Annotated in this window: 16 protein-coding genes and 1 pseudogene; 11 read left to right on the plus strand and 6 right to left on the minus strand. The window is 72.3% G+C overall.

Translation table 11 applies throughout. The annotated features are described in order from the left end of the window. The first annotated feature begins 125 nt into the window (after positions 1 to 125). The gene (gene hflX / locus K2224_RS34820; RefSeq protein ID WP_221911118.1) at positions 126 to 1613 is read left to right on the plus strand and encodes a GTPase HflX; all 1488 of its coding nucleotides are present in this window, start codon (positions 126 to 128) and stop codon (positions 1611 to 1613) included. Positions 1614 to 1745: 132 nt separating this feature from the next. Here hflX and K2224_RS34825 read toward each other — a convergent pair whose 3' ends face one another. Further along, positions 1746 to 2984, minus strand: coding sequence for a serine protease (locus tag K2224_RS34825; protein ID WP_260693658.1), 1239 nt, complete (start codon positions 2982 to 2984; stop codon positions 1746 to 1748). 280 nt (positions 2985 to 3264) lie between these two features. On the opposite strand from K2224_RS34825, the gene K2224_RS34830 reads away from it, so the two are divergent. The 5 genes from K2224_RS34830 to K2224_RS34850 all read left to right on the plus strand — a co-directional run bounded on the left by K2224_RS34830 (position 3265) and on the right by K2224_RS34850 (position 11343). Continuing rightward, the gene (locus K2224_RS34830; protein WP_221911119.1) at positions 3265 to 4659 is read left to right on the plus strand and encodes a diaminobutyrate--2-oxoglutarate transaminase family protein; all 1395 of its coding nucleotides are present in this window, start codon (positions 3265 to 3267) and stop codon (positions 4657 to 4659) included. Further along, the gene (locus tag K2224_RS34835) at positions 4656 to 6680 is read left to right on the plus strand and encodes an IucA/IucC family siderophore biosynthesis protein (RefSeq protein ID WP_221911120.1); all 2025 of its coding nucleotides are present in this window, start codon (positions 4656 to 4658) and stop codon (positions 6678 to 6680) included. The genes K2224_RS34830 and K2224_RS34835 overlap by 4 nt, the downstream gene beginning before the upstream one ends. Positions 6681 to 6716: 36 nt before the next feature. Then, positions 6717 to 7397, plus strand: coding sequence for a GNAT family N-acetyltransferase (locus tag K2224_RS34840; RefSeq protein ID WP_221911121.1), 681 nt, complete (start codon positions 6717 to 6719; stop codon positions 7395 to 7397). A 115-nt stretch (positions 7398 to 7512) separates the two neighbouring features. Then, positions 7513 to 9309, plus strand: coding sequence for an IucA/IucC family siderophore biosynthesis protein (locus tag K2224_RS34845; protein ID WP_221912140.1), 1797 nt, complete (start codon positions 7513 to 7515; stop codon positions 9307 to 9309). A gap of 60 nt (positions 9310 to 9369) precedes the next feature. Beyond that, the gene (locus tag K2224_RS34850) at positions 9370 to 11343 is read left to right on the plus strand and encodes an ATP-dependent DNA helicase (protein WP_221911122.1); all 1974 of its coding nucleotides are present in this window, start codon (positions 9370 to 9372) and stop codon (positions 11341 to 11343) included. 104 nt (positions 11344 to 11447) lie between these two features. Here the strand turns inward: K2224_RS34850 and lexA are convergent, their stop codons facing one another. Beyond that, a complete protein-coding gene (lexA, locus tag K2224_RS34855) occupies positions 11448 to 12245 on the minus strand; it encodes a transcriptional repressor LexA (RefSeq protein WP_221911123.1) in 798 nt (265 codons plus the stop codon). Between the two features lie 606 nt (positions 12246 to 12851). On the opposite strand from lexA, the gene nrdR reads away from it, so the two are divergent. Both nrdR and K2224_RS34865 read left to right on the plus strand, forming a co-directional pair. Then, positions 12852 to 13376, plus strand: coding sequence for a transcriptional regulator NrdR (nrdR, locus tag K2224_RS34860; RefSeq protein WP_221911124.1), 525 nt, complete (start codon positions 12852 to 12854; stop codon positions 13374 to 13376). A gap of 124 nt (positions 13377 to 13500) precedes the next feature. After that, positions 13501 to 16383, plus strand: a complete 2883-nt coding sequence (locus tag K2224_RS34865) for a vitamin B12-dependent ribonucleotide reductase (protein ID WP_221911125.1) — start codon at positions 13501 to 13503, stop codon at positions 16381 to 16383. Between the two features lie 211 nt (positions 16384 to 16594). Here K2224_RS34865 and K2224_RS34870 read toward each other — a convergent pair whose 3' ends face one another. The 3 genes from K2224_RS34870 to K2224_RS34880 all read right to left on the minus strand — a co-directional run bounded on the left by K2224_RS34870 (position 16595) and on the right by K2224_RS34880 (position 19197). Further along, a complete protein-coding gene (locus K2224_RS34870) occupies positions 16595 to 17443 on the minus strand; it encodes an alpha/beta fold hydrolase (protein ID WP_221911126.1) in 849 nt (282 codons plus the stop codon). 412 nt (positions 17444 to 17855) lie between these two features. Further along, positions 17856 to 18377, minus strand: coding sequence for a TerD family protein (locus K2224_RS34875; RefSeq protein WP_221911127.1), 522 nt, complete (start codon positions 18375 to 18377; stop codon positions 17856 to 17858). A 232-nt stretch (positions 18378 to 18609) separates the two neighbouring features. Then, on the minus strand, positions 18610 to 19197 hold the full coding sequence (locus K2224_RS34880; protein WP_221911128.1) for a TetR/AcrR family transcriptional regulator: 588 nt from the start codon (positions 19195 to 19197) through the stop codon (positions 18610 to 18612). A 497-nt stretch (positions 19198 to 19694) separates the two neighbouring features. On the opposite strand from K2224_RS34880, the gene K2224_RS34885 reads away from it, so the two are divergent. Next, positions 19695 to 20300, plus strand: a complete 606-nt coding sequence (locus K2224_RS34885) for a YdbC family protein (RefSeq protein ID WP_221911129.1) — start codon at positions 19695 to 19697, stop codon at positions 20298 to 20300. Positions 20301 to 20309: 9 nt separating this feature from the next. Here K2224_RS34885 and K2224_RS34890 read toward each other — a convergent pair. Continuing rightward, a pseudogene (locus K2224_RS34890) lies at positions 20310 to 21064 on the minus strand (TetR-like C-terminal domain-containing protein). A 180-nt stretch (positions 21065 to 21244) separates the two neighbouring features. Here K2224_RS34890 and K2224_RS34895 point away from each other — a divergent pair. After that, complete coding sequence (locus K2224_RS34895) at positions 21245 to 21904, plus strand: histidine phosphatase family protein (RefSeq protein WP_221911130.1); 660 nt, start codon at positions 21245 to 21247, stop codon at positions 21902 to 21904. Between the two features lie 11 nt (positions 21905 to 21915). Continuing rightward, a complete protein-coding gene (locus K2224_RS34900) occupies positions 21916 to 22821 on the plus strand; it encodes an ADP-ribosylglycohydrolase family protein (RefSeq protein WP_221911131.1) in 906 nt (301 codons plus the stop codon). The last annotated feature ends 81 nt before the right edge of the window (positions 22822 to 22902 follow it).

The raw sequence follows: 22902 nt of genomic DNA on the forward strand, positions 1-22902 counted from the left end.
ACACCGCGGGCCGGCCCCGGGAATCTCCCGGCCGGCCCGGACGTTGAGCAGACCGAACGGCACAGCCATCCAGTCCCGACGGGGCCCACCGGTCCCCGGGGGCTCCCTACGACGCAAAGGATCAAATGACCTCCTCTTCTTCCCTTCCGCAGGACCGGCAGCGCCTCCCCGAGAGCCTTCGGGCCGACGCCCTGATGGAAGAGGACGTCGCCTGGAGCCACGAGATCGACGGGGAGCGCGACGGCGACCAGTACGACCGCTCCGAACGTGCGGCACTGCGCCGCGTCGCCGGGCTCTCCACCGAGCTCGAGGACGTCACCGAGGTCGAGTACCGACAGCTGCGCCTGGAGCGCGTGGTGCTCGTCGGCGTCTGGACGTCCGGCACGGTGCAGGACGCGGAGAACTCCCTCGCCGAGCTGGCGGCGCTGGCCGAGACCGCCGGAGCCCAGGTGCTGGACGGCGTCGTCCAGCGCCGCGACAAGCCCGACCCGGCCACCTACATCGGCTCCGGCAAGGCCCTGGAGCTGCGGGACATCGTGCTCGAGTCCGGGGCCGACACCGTCGTCTGCGACGGTGAGCTCTCCCCGGGCCAGCTGATCCACCTGGAGGACGTCGTCAAGGTCAAGGTGGTCGACCGGACCGCCCTGATCCTGGACATCTTCGCCCAGCACGCCAAGTCCCGGGAGGGCAAGGCGCAGGTCTCGCTGGCACAGATGCAGTACATGCTGCCCAGGCTCCGCGGCTGGGGTCAGTCGCTGTCCCGGCAGATGGGTGGCGGTGGCTCCGGTTCGGCGGGCGGCGGCATGGCCACCCGTGGTCCCGGTGAGACCAAGATCGAGACGGACCGGCGGCGGATCCGCGAGAAGATGGCGAAGATGCGCCGGGAGATCGCGGAGATGAAGACCGGCCGGGACGTCAAGCGCCAGGAGCGCCGGCGCAACAAGATCCCCTCGGTCGCCATCGCGGGCTACACCAACGCCGGCAAGTCGTCGCTGCTCAACCGCCTCACCGGGGCCGGCGTCCTGGTGGAGAACGCCCTGTTCGCCACCCTGGACCCGACCGTCCGGCGGGCCGAGACCCCCAGCGGGCGGCTGTACACCCTCGCCGACACCGTCGGCTTCGTCCGCCACCTGCCGCACCACCTCGTCGAGGCGTTCCGCTCCACGATGGAGGAGGTCGCCGACGCCGACCTGATCCTGCACGTGGTCGACGGCTCGCACCCGGTGCCGGAGGAGCAGCTGGCCGCGGTCCGCGAGGTGATCCGCGACGTCGGTGCCACCCAGGTGCCCGAGATCGTGGTCGTCAACAAGGCCGACGCGGCCGACCCGCTGACGCTCCAGCGGCTGCTCCGCCAGGAGAAGCGCGCCCTGGTGGTCTCCGCCCGCACGGGCGAGGGCATCGCGGAGCTGCGGTCCCTGCTCGATGCGGAACTCCCGCGTCCGCAGGTCGAGATCGAGGTGCTGGTGCCCTACACCCAGGGCGCGCTGGTCTCCCGGGCGCACGCCGAGGGCGAGGTGCTCTCCGAGGAGCACACCGCCGAGGGCACGGTCCTCAAGGCCCGCGTCCATGAGGAACTCGCCGCCGAGTTCCGGCCGTTCGTCCCGGCCGCCTGACGGCCCGGCCCGCGCCCCGCGCACATGTGGCGAAGGCCCGCCCCCGGATTCCCCGGAGGCGGGCCTTCGCCGTAGCGCCGTGGGCGGTGTACGGGCGGGCGGCCCCGACTCCGGAGCCGCCCGCTCACGTCCTCACTGCTGCTTTGCCCACTTCTTGCTCATCGCGTCGAAGATCGACTTGGCCTCGGCGCCCAGGTGCGGGCCGGCCAGCCACTTGGCCGGACGCGGACCCATCGACGTGTTGGAGACCAGCGTCGGCTTGCCGTCCGCGCCCTTGACGAACCAGGGGCCACCGGACGAACCACCGGTCATGGTGCAGCCGATCCGGTACATGGTCGGCTTCTTGGCGTCCGTCGTCAGCCGGGTCGGCTTGTCGGTGCAGGACTCCTGCAGCGCGCCGTCGAACGGCGCCTCGGCCGGGTAGCCCTGCGCCGTCAGGCTCGGCATCTTCGACATCGCCGGGGCGTTGAAATCGACCTCGTAGGCGGCGCCGGCCACCTCCTCCAGCGACTTGCCGCCGGTGTTCTCCTCCGGCTTCACGTGGATCAGCGCGAAGTCGTACGGAGCCATCGGGACCCCCGGCACGTCGCCGCCGCCCTTGATCCACTCCTGGGACGTCGACACGTCGTCCGCCCACCACTTGCCTTCCGGAACCCGGTCCTGGAACGGCGTGTTCTTCATCTGGGTCTCGGGCACGCCGGTCCGGTTGAAGCTCGGGACGAACATCATGTTCCGGTACCAGCCGCCGTTCTTGCCGGCGTGCACGCAGTGCGCCGCGGTCCACACGAGGTTGGACTTGCCCGGGTGCGCCGGGTCCTTGACGACGGTGGCGGAGCAGCGCGCCTGGCCCTCGGGTGTGCTGAACGCCAGCACGCCGACGCCCGGAGCGGTGGAGGTGTAGGGCGTCTTCACGGGCTGCGCGGCGACCGCGGCCGGCTCCGGGTCGGTCTTGCCCTGGTCCTGGGGGATGTCCGAGGGCTTGCTCGGCTCCTGCGGAGGCTTGGCCTTACCGATCTTGTCCGGGTCCCAGAAGTTCTTGATGACCGGGTTGATGAACTCCCCGGCCTCGCGGAGCCACTTGTCCTTGTCCCAGTTCTTCCACTCCCCGTTCTTCCACTTGTCCAGGTCGACGCCGTGCTCCTTGAGCTTGTCCTGGAGGTCCTTGGGGATCTTGATCGCACCCCCGCCCGAGGTGTCCTGGGCCGACTCGGAGGGCTTGGCGTCCGCGTTGTCGCCGGACGGCCCGCAGCCGGTCGCGGTCAGCGCCACGACGGCGGTGAGGGCGGCGGCCGCCAGGGCGGGGGACCTGCGAGCGCGCAGCGCTCTCCTCTCGGGGCGGTGGTGGGCGGCGGGCGGGCGTATCGGTCGCATGGGTGGTTCTCCCCCTGTGTCAAACGGGCTGAGCCGGTGCGGCTCATGAGTGGTGCCCCCGTCCGGCTCTTGTCATGAACCGCAAGATCCGGGTGCAGCCCCCCACTATGCCGGTGTTCGGAGGGACGGCGGTACTCGGGGCCCCGGTTCCCGACGTCAAGGATCTTGCCGTCGGCCGTGTTCCCGCGCGGGTGCCGTCGTTGGTACGTACGGGGGACGGCCGCTGCCCGCCGGGCCCGCGCGGTATCCGACAGTTCACCAGCAGGAGGACACAACTCCCGTGGCGTTGACCGAAACCGTGCCGGCGGCCGCACCGCCGGCCCACGAGGGGATCCTGCGCCGTCAGGCCCTGCGTGAGTCCGCCGCCCGCACGTACGCGCGCTCGCTGCCGATCGTCCCGGTGCGCGCCCGCGGGCTGACCATCGAGGGCGCCGACGGCCGGCGTTACCTCGACTGCCTCTCCGGTGCCGGCACCCTGGCGCTGGGCCACAACCACCCCGTGGTCCTGGAAGCCATCCGCACCGTCCTCGACTCCGGAGCGCCGCTGCACATCCTCGACCTGGCCACGCCGGTCAAGGACGCCTTCACCACCGAGCTGTTCGCCACCCTGCCCGGAGAGTTGGCCGAAAGGGGACGGATCCAGTTCTGCGGCCCGGCCGGCACCGACGCCGTCGAGGCCGCCTTCACCCTCGTCCGCACCGCCACCGGGCGGGAGGGCCTGGCGGCCTTCTCCGGCGCCTACCACGGCATGACCGCGGACGCCCTGACCGCCTCCGGCGGCGCCCGCCACCCCGGCGCGACCCGGTTGCCCTACCCGTACGCCTACCGCTGCCCCTTCGGCGTCGGCGGCGAGCACGGCGCCGAACTCTCCGCGCGCTGGACCGAGAACGTCCTCGACGACCCCAAGGGCGGCGTGCCCCGCCCCGCCGGGATGATCCTCGAAACGGTCCAGGGCGAGGGCGGCGTGATCCCCGCCCCGGACGGCTGGCTGCGCCGGATGCGCGAGATCACCGCCGCCCGCTCCGTCCCGCTCATCGTCGACGAGGTGCAGACCGGCGTCGGCCGCACCGGCACCTTCTGGGCCGTCGAGCAGAGCGGCATCGTGCCCGACGTCCTGGTCCTGTCCAAGGCCATCGGCGGCAGCCTCCCGCTCGCCGTCATCGTCTACCGCGAGGAACTGGACGCCTGGCGCCCCGGCGCCCACGCCGGCACCTTCCGCGGCAACCAACTCGCCATGGCGGCCGGCACCGCCACCCTCGCCTACGTCCGCCGCAACGGCCTCGCCGCCCGCGCCGCCGAGCTCGGCGCCACCATGCTCGCCCGGCTCCGCGGACTGGCCGCCGCGCACGACTGCATCGGCGACGTCCGCGGCCGCGGCCTGATGCTCGGCCTGGAGCTCGTCGACCGCGACGCCGCCGCCGACGCGCTGGGCGCCCGCCCCGCCGCCCCCGTACTGGCCGCCGCCGTCCAACGGGCCTGCCTCGACCGCGGACTGATCGTCGAACTCGGCGGCCGGCACTCCGCCGTCGTCCGGCTGCTGCCGCCCCTGACCCTCACCGACGAACAGGCGGACGCGGTCCTGGACCGCCTCGCCGACGCCGTCGCGGCGGCCGTCCGCGCCACCCCCGGGCCCCTCGGCTCGTCCCCCACCACCCTGCGAGGCACCCCCGCATGAACGAACGTCCCGGCCCCGACGGCACCCACGCCGCCGAACGGCTCCCCGCCCCCCATCCGGGCGCCGGCCTCATCGAGCCGACCGTCCCCCGCCAGCAGCGCCGCCCCGGCGACGACACCTGCCACCAGCAGACCCCGGCCGCCGGCCACCGCGCCCCGGGCCGGCCCGACCCCGTGCGCCACCCCGACGCCGACCCCCTCGACCACCCGGACCCGGCCGTCGCCGCCGACGCCGCCGGCATCGAGAACCTCCTGCGCTGCTGGCTCCGCGAACACGGCACCTCCCGTCCCGCCGCCGGCCGGCTGCGCCTCCCGCTGCAGGCCAGCGCCACCGCCCTGCACATCCCCGTCCGCTACTGGTCCGCCACCGGCTGGCACCGCCTGGGCGCCCCCGCCCTCGAAGGCACCCCGCCCGGCTCCGCCCCGCTGGACGCCGTCACCCTGGCCGCCCTGCTGCGCCGCGAGGCCGCGCACGGCGGCGACCGGCGCGCCTCGGACGGCGGCGAACACCGGGTCGCCGACGGCGACGAGCCGCCCGTCGCGGACGACGCCCCGCAGGCCCCGGACGGCGACGGCGCCGAGCTCGTCGGCCGGGTCGCCAACTCCGTACGCAACACCGCCCTGTTCATCGCCGACCGGCGCGCCCGCCCCGCCGAGGAGCCGGGCTCCCGTTTCCTCGACGCCGAGCAGTCCCTCCTCCTGGGCCACCCCCTGCACCCCACGCCCAAGAGCCGCGAGGGCCTCACCGACGCCGAGCTCGGCGCCTACTCGCCCGAACTCCGCGGCTCCTTCCCGCTCCACTGGGTCGCCGTCGACCCCTCCGCGGTCGCCACCGACTCCGCCTGGACCGAGCGCGGCCGCACCGTACCGGCCGCCCAACTCGCCGCCGAACTGGCCGGCGACGGGCTGCCGCTCCCCGACGGCACCGTGCCGCTGCCGCTCCACCCCTGGCAGGCCCGGGACCTCGCCACCCGCCCGGAGACCGCCGCGCTGCGCGACGCCGGACTGCTGCACGACCTCGGCCCGCACGGCCCCCGCTGGTACCCCACCTCCTCCGTCCGCACCGTCTGCCGCCCCGGCGCACCCGCGATGCTCAAGCTCTCGCTGGGCGTCCGCATCACCAACTCCCGCCGGGAGAACCTCCGCAAGGAGCTGCTGCGCGGCGTCGAGGTCCACCGGCTGCTGCGCACCGGCCTGGCCGCGCAGTGGCAGGCGGCCTTCCCCGCCGCCCCCGGCTTCGACATCGTCCGCGACCCCGCCTACCTCGCCGTCGACGGACCGGACGGCACCCCCGTCCAGGGCTTCGACGTCGTCATCCGCCACCAGCCCTTCGGCCCCGACGACGACGCCGTCTGCATCGCCGGGCTCACCGCACCACGCCCGTGGCCCGACCACGGCGTGATGCGCTCCCGCCTGGAGAGCGTGGTCGGCGCCCTCAGCGCCCGCACCGGGCGGCCGGCCGGCGCGGTGGCCACGGAGTGGTTCCTGCGCTACCTCGAAGCGGTCGTCCGGCCCGTCCTCTGGCTCGACGGGACGGCCGGCGTCGCCCTGGAGGCCCACCAGCAGAACACCCTCGTCCTGCTGGACACCGACGGCTGGCCGGCCGGCGGACGCTACCGCGACAACCAGGGCTACTACTTCCGAGCCTCCCGCCGCGCCGAACTGGAGCGCCGGTTGCCCGGCATCGGCACCGCCAGCGACACCTTCGTCGCCGACGACGTCACCGACGAGCGGTTCGCCTACTACCTCGGCATCAACAACGTCCTCGGCCTCATCGGGGCGTTCGGCGCGGCCCGCCTGATCCGCGAGGAGGTGCTGCTCGCGGCCTTCCGCCGCTTCCTCGCCGACGCCGCCACGGCCCCCCTGGCCCACCGCTCCACCCTGCCGGAGCAGCTGCTCTCCGCCCGAACCCTGCGCTGCAAGGCCAACCTCGCCACCCGGCTGCACGGCCTGGACGAGCTCGTCGGCCCCGTCGACACCCAGTCCGTCTACGTCACCCTGTCCAACCCGCTCGCGCTCTAGACCCTGTCGTCCCCCAGCCCCACAGGAGAGCGTCACGTGCCCTCGACCGAATCCGGCCTCACCCCCGCGCCGGACGACACCCGCGGCGAACCGCCCGCGCCCCACCCCGGCGTGACGCCGCCCGCAGCCCCCACCCCGGCCGCGGGCCCGCTGTTGGACGACCTCGCCGGCTGGCCGCCGGCCGACACCCCCGCCGGGCCGTTCGCCCTCGTCCCGGTGGAGGTGGACCGCGACCTGGACCGGATCACCGCCTGGATGAACGATCCGGCCGTCGCCGCCTTCTGGGAGCTGGCCGGCCCCCCGGAGACCACCGCCGCCCATCTGCGCGCCCAACTGGACGGCGACGGCCGCAGCGTGCCCTGCCTGGGCGTCCTGGACGGCGTCCCGATGAGCTACTGGGAGATCTACCGCGCCGAACTGGACCGCGTCGCCGACTACTACCGCGCCCGCCCCCACGACACCGGCATCCACCTGCTCATCGGCGGCAGCGGCGACCGCGGCCGCGGCCTGGGCACCGCGCTGCTGCGCGCCACCGCCGACCTCATCCTCGACCACCGCCCGCGCTGCGAGCGCGTCCTGGCCGAACCCGACCTGCGCAACACCGGCTCGGTCGCGGCGTTCCTCGGCGCCGGCTTCCGCTACGCCGAGGAGATCGAACTCCCGGAGAAGCGCGCGGCGTTGATGATCCGCGACCGCGCGCACCGCCACCGGCTCTGAAAGTCGGGGCCGTCCGTCGACGGCCCCGGTCCGGTCCGCCATCCATCCCGCCGGTCCGGTTGTCCCCCGCACGTGCCGGGCCGGTCCCGTCCCGAGGAGTCCCACCTTGTCTCCTGTGTCCCGTCCCACTGCTCCCGCCGCTCCCGTCGCGCCCGGGCGGACCCCGTCGCACGACGCCTGGCAGCGCGCCGCCCGCCGGCTCTTCGCCAAGACCCTCGCGGAGTTCGCCTACGAGGAGATCCTCACCCCCGAACCCGACGGCACCACCCTGGACGGCACCCCCCGCTACCGCCTGCCGATCACCGACGACCTCACCTACCGCTTCACCGCCCGCAGAAGCTCCTACGGGCACTGGCGCATCGACCCGCACTCGATCACCCCGCACGCCGATCCGCTGCGCTTCGTCACCCACGCCCACGACACCGTCCTCGGCCTGTCCGGCGACACCACCGGCCACCTCATCCGCGAACTGACCGCCACCCTCGCCGCCGACACCCGCCTGGACGCCACCGCGCTCAGCGCCGCGGACCTCGCCGACCTGGACTACGCCGCCCTCGAAGGACACCAGACCGGCCACCCCTGGCTCGTCGCCAACAAGGGACGGCTCGGCTTCTCCGCGACCGACGCCGGGACCTGGGCACCCGAGGCCCGCACCCCGCAGCCGCTGCCCTGGCTCGCCGCGCACCGCCGCATCGCCCACTACCGCGGCGTCCCCGCCCTGGCCACCCCCGATCTCCTCTACGGCGAGGAGCTCGCCCCCGCCACCCGGCACGCCTTCGCCGGCACGCTCACCGACGCCGGCCGCGACCCGGCCGACTACCTCTACCTCCCCGTGCATCCCTGGCAGTGGGACGAGACCATCGCCCCGCTCTTCGCCCCGCAACTCGCCGACAAATCCATCATCGCGCTGCCCACCGACAACGACCTCCGGCTCCCGCAGCAGTCGATCCGCACCTTCCTCAACCTCACCCGCCCCCGGGCGCGCACCGTCAAACTGCCGCTGTCCATCCTCAACACCCTGGTCTGGCGGGGCCTGCCCACCGAGCGCACCCTCGCCGCCCCCGCCGTCACCGCCTGGGTGCACGGCCTGCGCGACGGCGATACGTATCTGCGCGACGAGACCCGGGTGATCCTCCTCGGCGAGACCGCCTCGGTCACCGTCGAGCACCCCCTCTACGACCGGCTGCCCGGCGTCCCCTACCAGTACAAGGAACTGCTCGGCTGCATCTGGCGCGAGCCGCTCGCCGCCCACCTGGAGCCGGGGGAGCGCGCCCGCACCCTGGCCTCCCTGCTGCAGACCGACCCCGCCGGCCGCGCCCTGACCGCGGAGCTGGTGCACCGCTCCGGCCGGTCCCCGCGGGTCTGGCTGGCCCGGCTGTTCGCCGCGCTGCTGCCGCCCCTGCTGCACTTCCTGTACCAGTACGGCACGGTCTTCTCCCCGCACGGCGAGAACGCCATCGTCGTCTTCGACGAGCACGACGTCCCCACCCGCCTGGCCATGAAGGACTTCGTCGACGACGTCAACACCAGCTCCCAGCCGCTGCCCGAGCACGAAGCCATGCCGGGCGACGTCCGGGCGGTGCTGCTGACCGAACCGCCGTCCTTCCTCACCCAGTTCATCCACTCCGGTCTCTTCGTCGGCGTCTTCCGCTATCTGGCACCGCTGTGCGAGGACCAACTCGGCGTCCCCGAGGACGAGTTCTGGTCACTCGTCCGGGCGGAGATCCTGCGGCACCACGAGCGCTTCCCGCATCTCAAGGAGCGGCAGGAGACCTTCGACCTGCTCACGCCGGAGATCGAGCGGCTGTGCCTGAACCGCAACCGACTGCACGTGGACGGTTACCGCGACCGCCGCGACCGCCCGCACGCCGCCGTCCACGGCACCGTCCCCAACCCCCTGTACGCCCCGTGACCGGGTACCCCGCGGGACCGGCCCGCGCTGTCAGTGGTCCCGCGTAGGCTTGCAAGCGCTATGACGAAGCCCTCTCTCCCCGATCTGCTCCATGCCGCCGTCTCCGCCGTCGGCGGCACCGAGCGGCCCGGCCAGGTGGCCATGGCCGAGGCCGTCGCCGAGGCCGTGGACGACCAGTCCCACCTGCTGGTACAGGCCGGCACCGGCACCGGAAAGTCCCTCGGCTATCTGGTGCCCGCGCTGGCCCACGGCGAGCGAGTGGTGGTCGCCACGGCGACCCTCGCCCTCCAGCGCCAGCTCGTCGAGCGCGATCTGCCGCGGACGGTCGAGGCGCTGCATCCGCAGCTCCGCCGCCGCCCCGATTTCGCGATGCTCAAGGGCCGCTCCAACTACCTCTGCCTGCACCGCCTCCACGAGGGCGCCCCGCAGGACGAGGAGGACGGCCTCTTCGACGTCTTCGAGCAGACGGCGCCGACCAGCAAGCTCGGCAAGGACCTGCTGCGGCTGCGGGACTGGGCGGACGAGACCGAGACCGGCGACCGCGACGACCTGACCCCCGGTGTCTCGGACCGCGCCTGGGGCCAGGTCTCGGTCTCCTCCCGGGAGTGCCTGGGCGCCTCGAAGTGCGCGTACGGCGCGGAGTGCTTCGCCGAGGCGGCCCGGGAGCGGTCCAAGCTCGCCGACGTGGTGATCACCAACCACGCGCTGCTGGCGATCGACGCCATCGAGGGCGCCCCGGTCCTGCCGCAGCACGAGGTCCTGATCATCGACGAGGCCCATGAGCTGGTCTCCCGGGTGACGGGCGCGGCCACCGGCGAGCTCACCCCCGGCCAGGTCAACCGCGCGGTGCGGCGCGCCGCCAAGCTCGTCAACGAGAAGGCCGCCGACCAGCTCCAGACCGCCGCCGAGACCTTCGAGCGCCTGATGGAGCTGGCCCTGCCCGGCCGCCTGGAGGAGCTCCCCGAGGACCTCGGCTACTGCCTGATGGCGCTGCGGGACGCGGCCCGCACGGTGATCGTCGCGCTCGGCTCGACCCGCGACAAGTCCGTCCAGGACGAGGACGCCGTCCGCAAGCAGGCCCTGGCCTCGGTGGAGACCGTCCACGACGTCGCCGAGCGGATCGCGGGCGGCTCCGAGTACGACGTGGTCTGGTACGAGCGCCATGATCGCTTCGGGGCGTCGTTGCGGGTGGCGCCGCTGTCGGTCTCCGGGCTGCTGCGGGAGAAGCTCTTCACCGACCGCTCCGTGGTGCTGACCTCCGCCACCCTCAAGTTGGGCGGCGACTTCAACGGCGTGGCCGCCTCGCTGGGCCTGGGCCCGGAGGGCACCGCGACCGAGGACGAGCCGGTATGGAAGGGCCTGGACGTCGGCTCGCCCTTCGACTACGGCAAGCAGGGCATCCTCTACGTCGCCAAGCACCTGGCCCAGCCGGGCCGGGAGGGCAGCCGCGACGACATGCTCGACGAGCTGGCGGAGCTGATCGAGGCGGCCGGCGGGCGGACGCTGGGGCTGTTCTCGTCGATGCGGGGCGCACAGGCGGCGGCGGAGGCGATGCGCGGCCGGCTGGACGTGCCGGTCCTGCTCCAGGGCGAGGAGACCCTCGGCGAGCTGATCCGGACGTTCGCCGCGGACGCCCGGACGTGCCTGTTCGGCACTCTCTCGCTGTGGCAGGGCGTGGACGTCCCGGGCCCCAACTGCCAGCTGGTGGTCATGGACCGGGTGCCGTTCCCGCGGCCGGACGACCCGCTGATGAGCGCCCGGCAGAAGGCGGTGGAGGAGGCCGGCGGCAATGGCTTCATGGCGGTCGCGGCGACCCATGCCGCGTTGCTGATGGCCCAAGGCGCCGGCCGTCTGGTCCGGGCCACCGGCGACCGCGGTGTGGTGGCGGTGCTGGACCCGCGCGTGGAGCGGGCCCGCTACGGCTCCTTCCTCCGCAGGTCCATGCCGGACTTCTGGTACACCACCGACCGCAATCAGGTCCGCCGCTCGCTGGCTGCCATCGACAAGGCGGCCAAGGAGGCGGCGGGGGAGTAGTGCGAGAGCGGGGCCCCGAGGGAGCGGGCCCCGCCGGGACATACAGAGCCCCGGGACGGAACCGGCGCAGTGGTTCCGCCCCGGGGCTCGGTCGTGGGGCGGGGTCAGACCCGGCGGAGCACCGCCACCACCTTGCCCAGGATGGTCGCCTCGTCGCCCGGGATCGGCTGGTACGCGGAGTTGTGCGGCAGCAGCCAGACATGGCCGTCCTCGCGCTTGAAGCGCTTGACGGTGGCCTCGCCGTCGAGCATGGCGGCGACGATGTCGCCGTTCTCCGCGACCGGTTGGCGGCGGACGGTGACCCAGTCGCCGTCACAGATCGCCGCCTCGATCATCGAGTCGCCGACGACCTTCAGCACGAACAGCTCGCCGTCGCCGACCAGCTGTCGGGGGAGCGGGAAGACGTCCTCGACGGACTCCTCGGCCAGGATCGGGCCGCCGGCCGCGATCCGGCCGACCAGCGGGACGTAGGACGCGGCGGGCTTGCCCGCGGTCTCGGTCGCCGTGCTCGACGGCTGGTCCGAGGCGCGGACCTCGTACGCCCGCGGGCGGTGCGGGTCGCGCCGGAGGAAGCCCTTGCGCTCCAGCGCCATCAGCTGGTGGGCGACGGAGGAGGTGCTGGAGAGGCCGACCGCCTGGCCGATCTCCCGCATGGACGGTGGATATCCGCGCCGCTGCACGGAATCCCGGATCACCTCGATCACCCTGCGCTGGCGGTCGGTGAGCCCGGAACTGTCGGCACGAATACCCGGGGGGCGCCCCGGCAGCGAACGGGTCGGCTTGTGCTCTTCGGAGTCCGACGTGGTCTCGTCCATCGGCCGCGGTGCCCTTTGCTGTTGCTCGAATCGGCTCGGGGAGTGGCTTTGTGCGGTGATGGTCGCGCTGTCTGCGGTGGTGGTCACGTCGGCCCCTCTCGAAATGTTCTCCCTAGTTAGCCAACGGTAGTTGCTTTCGAAAGGTTGCGCCAAACACACGTTCGAGTGAAAAATTCCGCGATTGGCTGACCTGATCAAGCGGTGCGGTGTATGGCCGAATGGCAATTCCGGCCTCCGGGACGTCCTGCCCGGGATTCCCGTCCGGATTCCTGTCCGAAATGCCGGTCGGTGCCCGTCCCGAAAAGCGGCGAACGGTACCGCGGCGGGGGGCCCGCCGCAGCGTCGCCGATTGTGTCATCCCCGCCCCTGCGGCCCCCGTGCCGGGTGGCTTCCCGTACCCTTTGGGCGGTCCGCCGGCCCGGCCGGCGCCCGGCCCCCACCCCTGGAAGGCGGCGCCGCGCACCGGCCCTTCGTGGCGACACGCGGTAGGCAGATATAAGCACCCCGACACCACATCTAGTGCTTAGATGCGGGCGGCCGCCTACAAGTTGTGGTGCCGGGTCCGTCGGGCCCCACGGATCGCCTATGCTTGTGGCTGCTCCGAAGGGCCCGTACGGACCGGCCGGAGGTTCCGTCACCGTACGCCGGTTCCGTCGGCGTGCGTCCGTTTTCGAGGGTGAGGAGGGTGGAGCCATGCACTGCCCCTTCTGCAGGCACCCGGACAGCCGGGTCGTCGACAGCCGCACCACGGACGACGGAACGGCGATCCGCCGGCGCCGCCAGTGCCCCGACTGCTCCCGCCGTTTCACCACCGTCGAAACGGCGTCGCTGATGGTGATCAAGCGGAGCGGGGTCACCGAGCCCTTCAGCCGCACCAAGGTCATCGCGGGGGTGCGCAAGGCGTGCCAGGGGCGCCCGGTCACCGAGGACGCCCTCGCCAAGCTCGGCCAGCGGGTCGAGGAGGCGGTGCGCGCCACCGGCAGCGCGGAGCTGACCACCCATGACGTCGGGCTCGCCATACTGGGCCCGCTGCAGGAACTCGACCTCGTCGCGTACCTGCGCTTCGCGTCCGTCTACCGGGCGTTCGACTCACTCGAGGACTTCGAGGCGGCCATCTCCGAGCTGCGGGAGCAGCGCGATGGGTCGCCCGCGCACGACGGGAGCGACGAGAAGGCCGGCGAGCCGGCCCTTCCCGTGCCCGTCAACGCCGCCGACTGAGCTCGGCGCGCAATCCAGACCCGGATCGGGGCGAGAGCAGGGCGTCCCGGTTCGGGAAAGACATACACCGTGCCACGGAATTTGTGGGCACATATGGGCGTTTGCCCGTATACAGGGAGGCGGAATGACAGAGACGACGAGCGGCCCGGCACGAGGTTCCCGCGCCAAGGGAAGCAAGACGGCCAAGGGTCTGCGTATCGAGCGCATCCACACCACCCCCGGCGTGCATCCGTACGACGAGGTCGAGTGGGCGCGCCGTGACGTCGTCATGACCAACTGGCGCGACGGCTCGGTCAATTTCGAGCAGCGTGGCGTCGAGTTCCCCGAGTTCTGGTCGGTGAACGCGGTCAACATCGTCACGAGCAAGTACTTCCGCGGCGCGGTGGGCTCCCCGGCCCGCGAGTCGAGCCTCAAGCAGCTCATCGACCGCGTGGTCAAGACGTACCGCAAGAGCGGCGAGGAGAACGGTTACTTCGCCTCCCCGGCGGACGCCGAGATCTTCGAGCACGAGCTGGCCTACGCCCTGCTCCACCAGGTCTTCAGCTTCAACTCCCCGGTGTGGTTCAACGTCGGCACCCAGCAGCCGCAGCAGGTCAGCGCCTGCTTCATCCTCTCCGTGGACGACTCCATGGAGTCGATCCTGGACTGGTACAAGGAAGAGGGGATGATCTTCAAGGGCGGCTCCGGCGCCGGCCTGAACCTCTCCCGCATCCGCTCCTCCAAGGAGCTGCTCTCCTCCGGTGGCAACGCCTCCGGCCCGGTCTCCTTCATGCGCGGCGCCGACGCCTCCGCCGGCACCATCAAGTCCGGCGGCGCCACCCGCCGCGCGGCCAAGATGGTCGTCCTGGACGTCGACCACCCCGACGTCGAGGCGTTCATCGAGACCAAGGTCAAGGAAGAGGAGAAGATCCGCGCGCTGCGCGACGCGGGCTTCGACATGGACCTGGGCGGCGACGACATCACGTCCGTCCAGTACCAGAACGCCAACAACTCGGTCCGTGTGAACGACGAGTTCATGAAGGCCGTCGAGTCCGGTGCCAAGTTCGGCCTGCGCGGCCGGCTGAACGGCGAGGTCATCGAGGAGGTCGACGCCAAGGGCCTGTTCCGCAAGATGGCCGAGGCCGCCTGGGCCTGCGCCGACCCCGGCATCCAGTACGACGACACCATCAACCACTGGCACACCTCGCCGGAGTCCGGTCGCATCACCGCGTCCAACCCGTGCAGCGAGTACATGCACCTGGACAACTCCTCGTGCAACCTCGCCTCGCTCAACCTCCTGAAGTTCCTCCGCGACGACGACCAGGGCAACCAGTCCTTCGACGCCGCGCGGTTCGCCAAGGTCGTCGAGCTGGTCATCACGGCGATGGACATCTCCATCTGCTTCGCGGACTTCCCGACCCAGAAGATCGGCGAGACCACCCGCGCCTTCCGCCAGCTGGGCATCGGCTACGCCAACCTCGGCGCCCTGCTGATGGCCACCGGCCACGCCTACGACTCCGACGGCGGCCGCGCGCTGGCCGGTGCCATCACCTCGCTGATGACCGGCACCTCCTACAAGCGCTCCGCCGAGCTGGCCGCGATCGTCGGCCCGTACGACGGCTACGCCCGCAACGCCGACGCCCACAAGCGCGTCATGAAGCAGCACGCCGACGCCAACGGCGAGGCCAAGCGGATGGACGACCTGGACACCCCGGTCTGGGCCGCGGCCACCGAGGCGTGGCAGGACGTCCTCCACCTCGGCGAGAAGAACGGCTTCCGCAACGCCCAGGCGTCCGTGCTGGCCCCGACCGGCACCATCGGCCTGATGATGGACTGCGACACCACCGGCGTCGAGCCGGACCTGGCGCTGGTCAAGTTCAAGAAGCTGGTCGGCGGCGGCTCCATGCAGATCGTGAACAACACGGTCCCCAAGGCGCTCAAGCGGCTCGGCTACCAGCCCGAGCAGGTCGAGGCGATCGTCGCCCACATCGCCGACCACGGCAATGTCGTCGACGCCCCCGGCCTCAAGCTGGAGCACTACGAGGTCTTCGACTGCGCCATGGGCGAGCGCTCCATCTCCCCGATGGGTCACGTCCGCATGATGGCCGCGGCCCAGCCGTTCCTCTCCGGCGCGATCTCCAAGACGGTCAACGTCCCGGAGTCGGCCACCGTCGAGGAGATCGAGGACGTCTACTTCCAGGGCTGGAAGCTCGGCCTGAAGGCGCTCGCGATCTACCGCGACAACTGCAAGGTCGGCCAGCCCCTCTCCGCCAAGAAGAAGGAAGAGGAGAAGAAGGCCGAGGCCGAGCCGGTCGCGGAGAAGAAGGTGGTCGAGTACCGCCCGGTCCGCAAGCGCCTGCCCAAGGGCCGTCCCGGCATCACCACCTCCTTCACGGTCGGCGGCGCCGAGGGCTACATGACCGCCAACTCCTACCCGGACGACGGTCTCGGCGAGGTCTTCCTGAAGATGTCCAAGCAGGGCTCGACCCTCGCGGGCATGATGGACGCCTTCTCCATCGCGGTGTCGGTCGGCCTCCAGTACGGCGTGCCGCTGGAGACCTACGTCTCGAAGTTCGTCAACATGCGCTTCGAGCCGGCCGGTATGACCGACGACCCGGACGTGCGGATGGCGCAGTCGATCGTCGACTACATCTTCCGCCGCCTGGCGCTGGACTTCCTGCCGTTCGAGACCCGCTCGGCTCTGGGCATCCACTCCGTCGAGGAGCGCCAGCGCCACCTGGAGACCGGTTCGTACGAGCTGCCCGACGACGAGGTCGACGTGGAGGGCCTGGCCCAGTCCGCGCCGCGGCAGATCGAGCCGCAGAAGGAGTCCGCGCCGGCCGCCAAGGCCGTCGAGGAGACCGCCGCACCGGCCCCCAAGCAGGCGCACACCAACGCCGAGCTGGTCGAGATGCAGCTGGGCATCAACGCCGACGCGCCGCTCTGCTTCTCCTGCGGCACCAAGATGCAGCGGGCCGGCAGCTGCTACCTCTGCGAGGGCTGCGGATCGACCAGCGGCTGCAGCTGAGCCGATCGCCCCTGGGGGCGAGGGCCTCGACCGGTGATCGGCCGGCGGGCCTGAGCTGACCGGGCCGGTTGGATCGGCTCGGCCACGCTGGGAGCGATCCCGGCGACGGGGCGACCAGGTCGCACATGGCGATCAGAGCGGTGGAGACGGGGAGACCCGGCTCCACCGCTCTGCTGTGTGTGGGGGCGTCTGAGGTGATGTTTCCCGCTGGTCAGCCGGGCTGTGGGAGGAAATCCACAACGGTCCGGGTGAAACGCTCCGGGGCGTCGAGCCAGGGGAAGTGACCGGCGCCCGGCTGGACGGTCAGCGTGGCGCCGGGCAGCAGGGCGGCGATCTCCTCGGCCACCCGGGGCCGCGGCCCGCTGTCCAGCTCGCCCGTGAGGAGAAGCACCGGCGCGTCCAGCGCGGCCAGGGCGGCTCGCGCCGCCGCCGGGTCGAAGGCACCGGCGGACGCGTACCGTTCCGCGGCCTCCTCATTGGTCTGGGGGACCTCGGATGCGGCGTGCTCCTGGGCTGCCGCATCCCAACGGCCGTAGAAGAACGGGGCGATGGCGTCCCAGTCGGCATCGGTGGCGGTGCCGGACCAGACCGCCTCGTAGGAGCGGTACGCGTCCGGGAACCACGGTTCGGCGGACCGCAGCGCCGCCGCTTCCCGGCGATGCCCTTCGGTGAAGTCGACGCCCAGGGCCCGGGCCCGGGCGGTGACCAGGGTGAGGCTGCGGATGCGCGCCGGAAGACGGGACGCGTAGAGCAGGGCGAGATCACCGGCGGCGGAGTGCGCGAGAAGATCGACGCGGGCGAGCCCGAGGTGCGCGCGCAGCGCCTCGACGTCGTCCACCTGACGGTCGCACCGGTAGCTCGCCGGGTCGGTGGGAATAGCGGATTCACCGGTGCCGCGCAGATCGAGCCGGATCAGTTGGCGGTGGTCCGCCATTCCACCGAGGTCGCCGAGGTAGGCGGAAGCACGCATCGGGCCACCGGGAAGGCAGAGCAGCGGCGCGCCTTTTCCGGCGAGGTGATAGGCGAGCACGGTCCCGTCGGATGCGGTGAAAACAGGCATGGGCGTAATCCTTGGCCGGGGGCGAACCGCGGGGCAAATGGTTATGCCGGAGGCATAGAGGACGCCGGGGAAATAGGGAATCGCGGTGCGGGGGAGGCGAGTTGGCGGTGTCGGGGTCCAGGTTGGAATTTGGGGGTCGGTGGTGATCGGGGGCGAGGACTGTGGGCGAGGGGCTGCTGCTGTTGTCGTCCGGCCTGCCCTCAGCTCTTCTCTCTTCTCCTTTTTTCCCCTCACCTCTTGTCTCCGTCGCGCCGTTCTTCGGCCTCGCCCAGCGCGTCGTCCTCGGGGAGGTATCCGGGGTATACGGGGTTACGGCCTGAGTGGTGGTGGGGGAGGTCGGGGTGCGAGCGTCGGAGGGGAGGCGGTTTGTCACCGCCTCCCCTCGCTGTTTGCCGTCGGCTGACCCCGGGTGTCAGGCGCCCATCAGCCTGGCGAACCCCTCCGGGTCGGTGTCGAACCCGCGCAGTACGGGCTGGAAACGCCATTCGCCCGATGCGTCGCGTGTGAATTCGGCGACTGCCGCAGCCGTGGCGTCCGGCACCCCGGCAAAATCGTTCCGCGCCAGCCTGGTGTAGCCCTCGCGTACCTCGATGAGGGTGTTCTCCACCTCGCCGAAGACCTTGCGGCCGTGTGCCTGCTGGATCACCACACCCACCACGACACGCGAGTAGTGCTCCGACAGGCGCTCCAGCTCAAGCGTCATGACCTCGTCGTCACCGAACCCCTGCCCGGTGCGGCTGTCGCGGTTGAGCATGATGGTTCCGTCCGGCGATCGGCTGTCGAAGTGCACCAGATAGGCCGGCTCGCCGTGCGGCGCGTCCGCCGCATATGTCGCCGCGATGAGGTCAAGGTCGATGTCCGGCTCACCGATGGGGCTGGGGTCCCATCCGAGCGCCACCACGACCTTCTCGATCCCCTTGTTGAACGTGCTCACCGGGTCCCCTTCCGTCAGCTCCCGTGGCCCAGCCCGTCCGCGTGTCCGCGGGCAACTCCCCGGGATTTCCCCGTGTTCGACCATCGTGCCACGTGGTCGTGGGCACCGACCCGGTAAGTCCGTGACGCTCCAGGTGCGTTGACGCACTCGCTGCAAAGCCGTCATTGCCATCGGCGCAATGTGTCCCAGTGTCTCGGTGCAATGGGATGCATTGTGTCCGCCCCTCGAGGCTTCATGTCGGCGCTTCGCCCCATAGACGGGTGAGGTGGTCGTCGAGGACGTCCAGTGCCTCGGTGGGGGAGAGGTGGCCGATCAGGACGTGGGTGGTGAGGCCGTCGGTGAGGGCGAGGAGGGCGCGGGCGGAGCGTTGTGGGGTGGCGGTCCCGGTGGCCTCGGCGATCAACCGGGCGAAGAGCTGCTGGAGTTCGGCGTAGCTGTCGCGCAGGCTGGCCGCCAGGCGCGGGGTGACCGCGGCCTGGGCGACGAAGGCCAGCCAGACGCGCGCCTCGGCGCGTTGCTGCTCCTGCAGGAGTGCGACCTCGGTCGCCGCGTGCCCGAGTGTCGTGCGGGCCGACTGGGCGGGCGAGGACGCCAGTCGTGTCGTCACGCGGGCGGTGATCTGCTCACCGATGTGGGTGAGCGCGAAGACCAGCATCTCCTCCTTGGTGCGGAAGCAGCGCTGGACGGCCCCCATGGACACCTCCGCGCGGGCCGCGACGTCCCTGAGGGTCACCCCCTCAAGGCCGCTCTCGTCGGCGAGTTGGCACACGGCGTCGGCGATCCGGCGGCGCCGGCTCTCGTGGTCGACCTGCCTGGGCATCCGGGCTCCCCGCTTTATCCGATGCGTTCGTATCGCTTGCAAGGTTACGACGATGGCGTGGCGATGTGAGCGCATCGGAACGTCGAAGGTCGGCGACCGGCCGCAGGCGTGTTGCGGGCGTCGCCCCGGGCCCGTTGGTTGGCCGGCGTGCCGTTCACGGTGGAGGAGACTGCCGCCATCGAGGGGGCGGCGGCCTTTGTCGACGCCGGCCCGTGGAGCCGCCGGAGTGACTGTGGCTTGCCGGCGCGTGAGTATCGCGACCGGCCGCGTGGGGATGCCCGCCGTGGCGGTGCCGACGGAGTGGTGGACGGGCTGCCCCGCGGCGTGCAGTTGATCGGCCGCGCCGGCCGGGAGGGCCTGTGTGCGGCGGCCGTCGGGGAGGTGGGGCGTCGCCTGGGTGTACCGACGGCCATCGATCCGCTTCCGTAAGGGAGTTCGGGGCGGCGGGAAGCCGGCGTCCAGCGGTACCCGTGGTCACCGGGCCGTACGATGGCGCGGTGCTGGTCAAGTGGATTCGCCTTACCGTCGTGGACCGCCGAGGGTTCGAACGGGGGCAGCGCAAATGGGCCGGGCTCCTGGGGGAGCCCGGTTTCCGGGGACAGGCCGGGGGCTGGAGCCGGTCCCGGCCCGGAGTGGCGCACTTGATCGGCTTCTGGGAGAGCCGGGCCTTCTACGACTCTTTCATGGCGCGCTCGCACGACCGGTTGGCGGCCGCCCAGGCCGGCACCTACAAGGACCCGCAAGTCCGGCTGTTCGAGCACGAATTCGACGTGAAGGTCGGGTTCCGGCCGGCCTTCGGGGACGCCGACGTGCTACGGCTGGCGCACTGCCGGGTGCGCCCGGACCGGGTGGAGCACTTCGTGCTCATGCAGGAGAAGGTCTGGAATCCGGCGATGGCCGGTTCGCCCGGGATGCTGCGGGGGATGGTGGGCCGGGCACCGGGCGAGGAGTTCCTGGTCCTGTCGATGTGGCAGTCGGCGGCCGAGCGCGGCAAGTACCGCCCGGAGAGGGTGGAGCGGCTGGCGCTGCGGGCCCAGATAGCCGCGGACGTCCAGGCGATCGCGGGCGACGTGGTGCAGCTCGAACCCTCCTGGACGGTGTGAGCGCAGGGCTCAGCCCGCCCGCTCCGGGAGGTCCGCCGCGCTGCCGGCGGACCGGCCGCGGGTGAAGCGGGTGAAGACGCCCGCGCGGGCCGCGGCCAGTGCCGCCGCCGCGGCCTGGTCGGCGAGCGCGGCGTCGATCGGCTCGCGGGTGACGAAGAGCCGGCAGAGCAACGGGGCGGGCGCGGCCCGGACCAGCGCCCCGGCGTCGATGTCGGTCTCCGGGCCGGCCGCCGGCTCGCCGCGCCGCACGGCGCGTTCGACGATGGCCTCGCAGCGTGTGAACCGCTCGGCGTAGTAGGCGCGCAGGGCCGTGGCCGCCCGCTCCGACCGGAAGCCGGCGGCGATCATCGCGGAGCCGGACGCGGCCGCCGCGGCTCCCGTGAACGAGCTGACGACCTCCCGGGCGAGGGCCCGCAGATCGCCCTCCAGTGACCCGGTGTCCGGCGGCGGCCAGCTGTCCTCGCCCGCCAGGTCCAGGGCCTCGGCCACCAGCCCTCCACGTCCCCCCAGCGGCGGTAGAGGGTCGTCTTGTGCACCCCGGAGTGCTCGGCGACGTACTCGACGGTCAGCCCGGGGTAGCCGAGTTCGGTGAGGCCGGACAGCACGGCGTCGCGGACGGCGGCCGGGGTGCGGGCCGGGCGTCCGCCGGGGCGCCGCGTGCCGGGCGTGGCAGGGGGCGCGGGGCCGTCGCTCCCGGCCGGGTGCTTCTGCTCGGCCTCACCGGTCAATTGCTGCTCCGGCCGCGTCGTGGGAGGGGGCGGCATCCCCATTTTAATGCAACTTGAGTTGCGTTTGGCGCCGCGCGGTGCCGTTCCTGGATGGGCGGTGCTGTTCCTGGAAGGGGCGCCCGGCCCTCGTCGTCCGCGCGGGCAGTGGCGCGGCTCCGTTCACCGGGCACCCCCGCCTGTACGGCATGTACAGGGCAGGCGTTTTACGCTGGCCGCATGGCGCGGCCCCGACGCATCGTCCTGCTCCGCCACGGCGAGTCCGTGGGGAACGTCGACGACACCGTCTACGAGCGCGAGCCGGACCACGCGCTCGCCCTGACCCGGGCCGGGCGTCGCCAGGCCGAGGAGGCCGGGCACACGCTGCGGGAGATGTTCGGCCACGAACGGATCTCCGCCTATGTCTCGCCCTACCGCCGCACCCACCAGACCTTCCGCGGCCTCGGCCTGGACGCGGGCCGCGTCCGGGTCCGCGAGGAGCCCCGGCTCCGCGAGCAGGACTGGGGCAACTGGCAGGACCGCGACGACGTACGGCGCCAGAAGGCGTACCGCGACGCCTACGGCCACTTCTTCTACCGCTTCGCACAGGGCGAGTCCGGCGCCGACGTCTATGACCGGGTGGGGGCCTTCCTGGAGAGCCTCTGGCGCAGCTTCGAGGACCCACGCCACCCGCCCAACGTCCTGATCGTGACGCACGGGATCACCATGCGGCTGTTCTGCATGCGGTGGTTCCACTGGACCGTCGCCGACTTCGAGTCGCTGTCCAACCCGGGCAACGCCGAGTGGCGCACCCTGCTCCTCGGCCCGGACGGCCGCTACCGCCTCGACCGGCCCTTCGACCGCTGGTGTGAACCCCGGTCTTATGGCGTCACCGGTTAAAGTGCACAGCGATGACGACCCCTGACCCTCGTGACACGGACCGCTGTGCGCGGGCTCTGGCGAGCCTGCGCGGCCTCTCCGTGGGCGACGCCTTCGGATCGCAGTTCTTCGTCCCCGCCCACCACCCCCACCTCAGGCGGCGCGAGCTGCCGCCCGGGCCCTGGCGGTGGACCGACGACACCGAGATGGCCTGCTCCGTCCTCACCGTCCTCACCACCCACCACCGCGTAGACCAGGACGCGCTGGCCCGCTCCTTCGCCGACCGCCACGACGACGCCCGCGACTACGGCCCGGCCGTCGACCGCCTCCTCCGGCAGATCCGCGCCGGCGGCGACTGGCGCGAACTGTCCGCCGCGCTCTTCAACGGCCACGGCTCCTGGGGCAACGGCGCCGCCATGCGCATCGCCCCCCTCGGCGCCTGGTATGCCGACGACCCCGAGCAGGCCACCCACCAGGCGGAGGTCTCCGCCTACCCCACCCACCAGCACCGCGAGGCCGTCGTCGGCGCGATGGCCGTGGCCGCCGCGGCCGCCCTTGCCGCCGACCCGGCGCGTACGCCCGGCCCCCGGGAGCTGATCGACGGCGTGCTGGCCCTGATCCCGCGCAGCGCCGTACAGGCCGGCCTGCGCCGGGCCCGCGACATGCTCGACTACGCCGACCCCGGCACCGTCGCCGCCGTCCTGGGCTGCGGCCGTCGCACCACCGCGCACGACACCGTGCCGTTCACCCTCTGGGCGGCGGCCCGCAACCTCGGCGACTTCGAGGGGGCGTTCTGGACCACCGTCCGGGCCGGCGGCGACGTCGACACCACCTGCGGCATCGTCGGCGGCATCGTCGCCGCGGCCCCCGGAGGCACCCCGCCCCGCGAATGGCTCGCCCGCACCGAGCCGCTGCCCGCCTGGGTGCCCACCCTCTGACCGGCACCCCGGAACCGCTCCCTCCGTACCGCCCGCCCTGCTGCCCCCGGGCCCAACGGGCCGTGCGCACCGGTGACTTCA

The sequence above is a fragment of the Streptomyces sp. BHT-5-2 genome (assembly GCF_019774615.1).
Classification (GTDB): domain Bacteria; phylum Actinomycetota; class Actinomycetes; order Streptomycetales; family Streptomycetaceae; genus Streptomyces.

Coding starts and splice junctions, on each gene's coding strand:
- hflX (WP_221911118.1), top strand. CDS start 126: ATGACCTCCTCTTCTTCCCTTCCGCAGGACCGGCAGCGCCTCCCCGAG.
- K2224_RS34825 (WP_260693658.1), bottom strand. CDS start 2,984: ATGCGACCGATACGCCCGCCCGCCGCCCACCACCGCCCCGAGAGGAGA.
- K2224_RS34835 (WP_221911120.1), top strand. CDS start 4,656: ATGAACGAACGTCCCGGCCCCGACGGCACCCACGCCGCCGAACGGCTC.
- K2224_RS34850 (WP_221911122.1), top strand. CDS start 9,370: ATGACGAAGCCCTCTCTCCCCGATCTGCTCCATGCCGCCGTCTCCGCC.
- nrdR (WP_221911124.1), top strand. CDS start 12,852: ATGCACTGCCCCTTCTGCAGGCACCCGGACAGCCGGGTCGTCGACAGC.
- K2224_RS34865 (WP_221911125.1), top strand. CDS start 13,501: ATGACAGAGACGACGAGCGGCCCGGCACGAGGTTCCCGCGCCAAGGGA.
- K2224_RS34870 (WP_221911126.1), bottom strand. CDS start 17,443: ATGCCTGTTTTCACCGCATCCGACGGGACCGTGCTCGCCTATCACCTC.
- K2224_RS34880 (WP_221911128.1), bottom strand. CDS start 19,197: ATGCCCAGGCAGGTCGACCACGAGAGCCGGCGCCGCCGGATCGCCGAC.
- K2224_RS34895 (WP_221911130.1), top strand. CDS start 21,245: ATGGCGCGGCCCCGACGCATCGTCCTGCTCCGCCACGGCGAGTCCGTG.
- K2224_RS34900 (WP_221911131.1), top strand. CDS start 21,916: ATGACGACCCCTGACCCTCGTGACACGGACCGCTGTGCGCGGGCTCTG.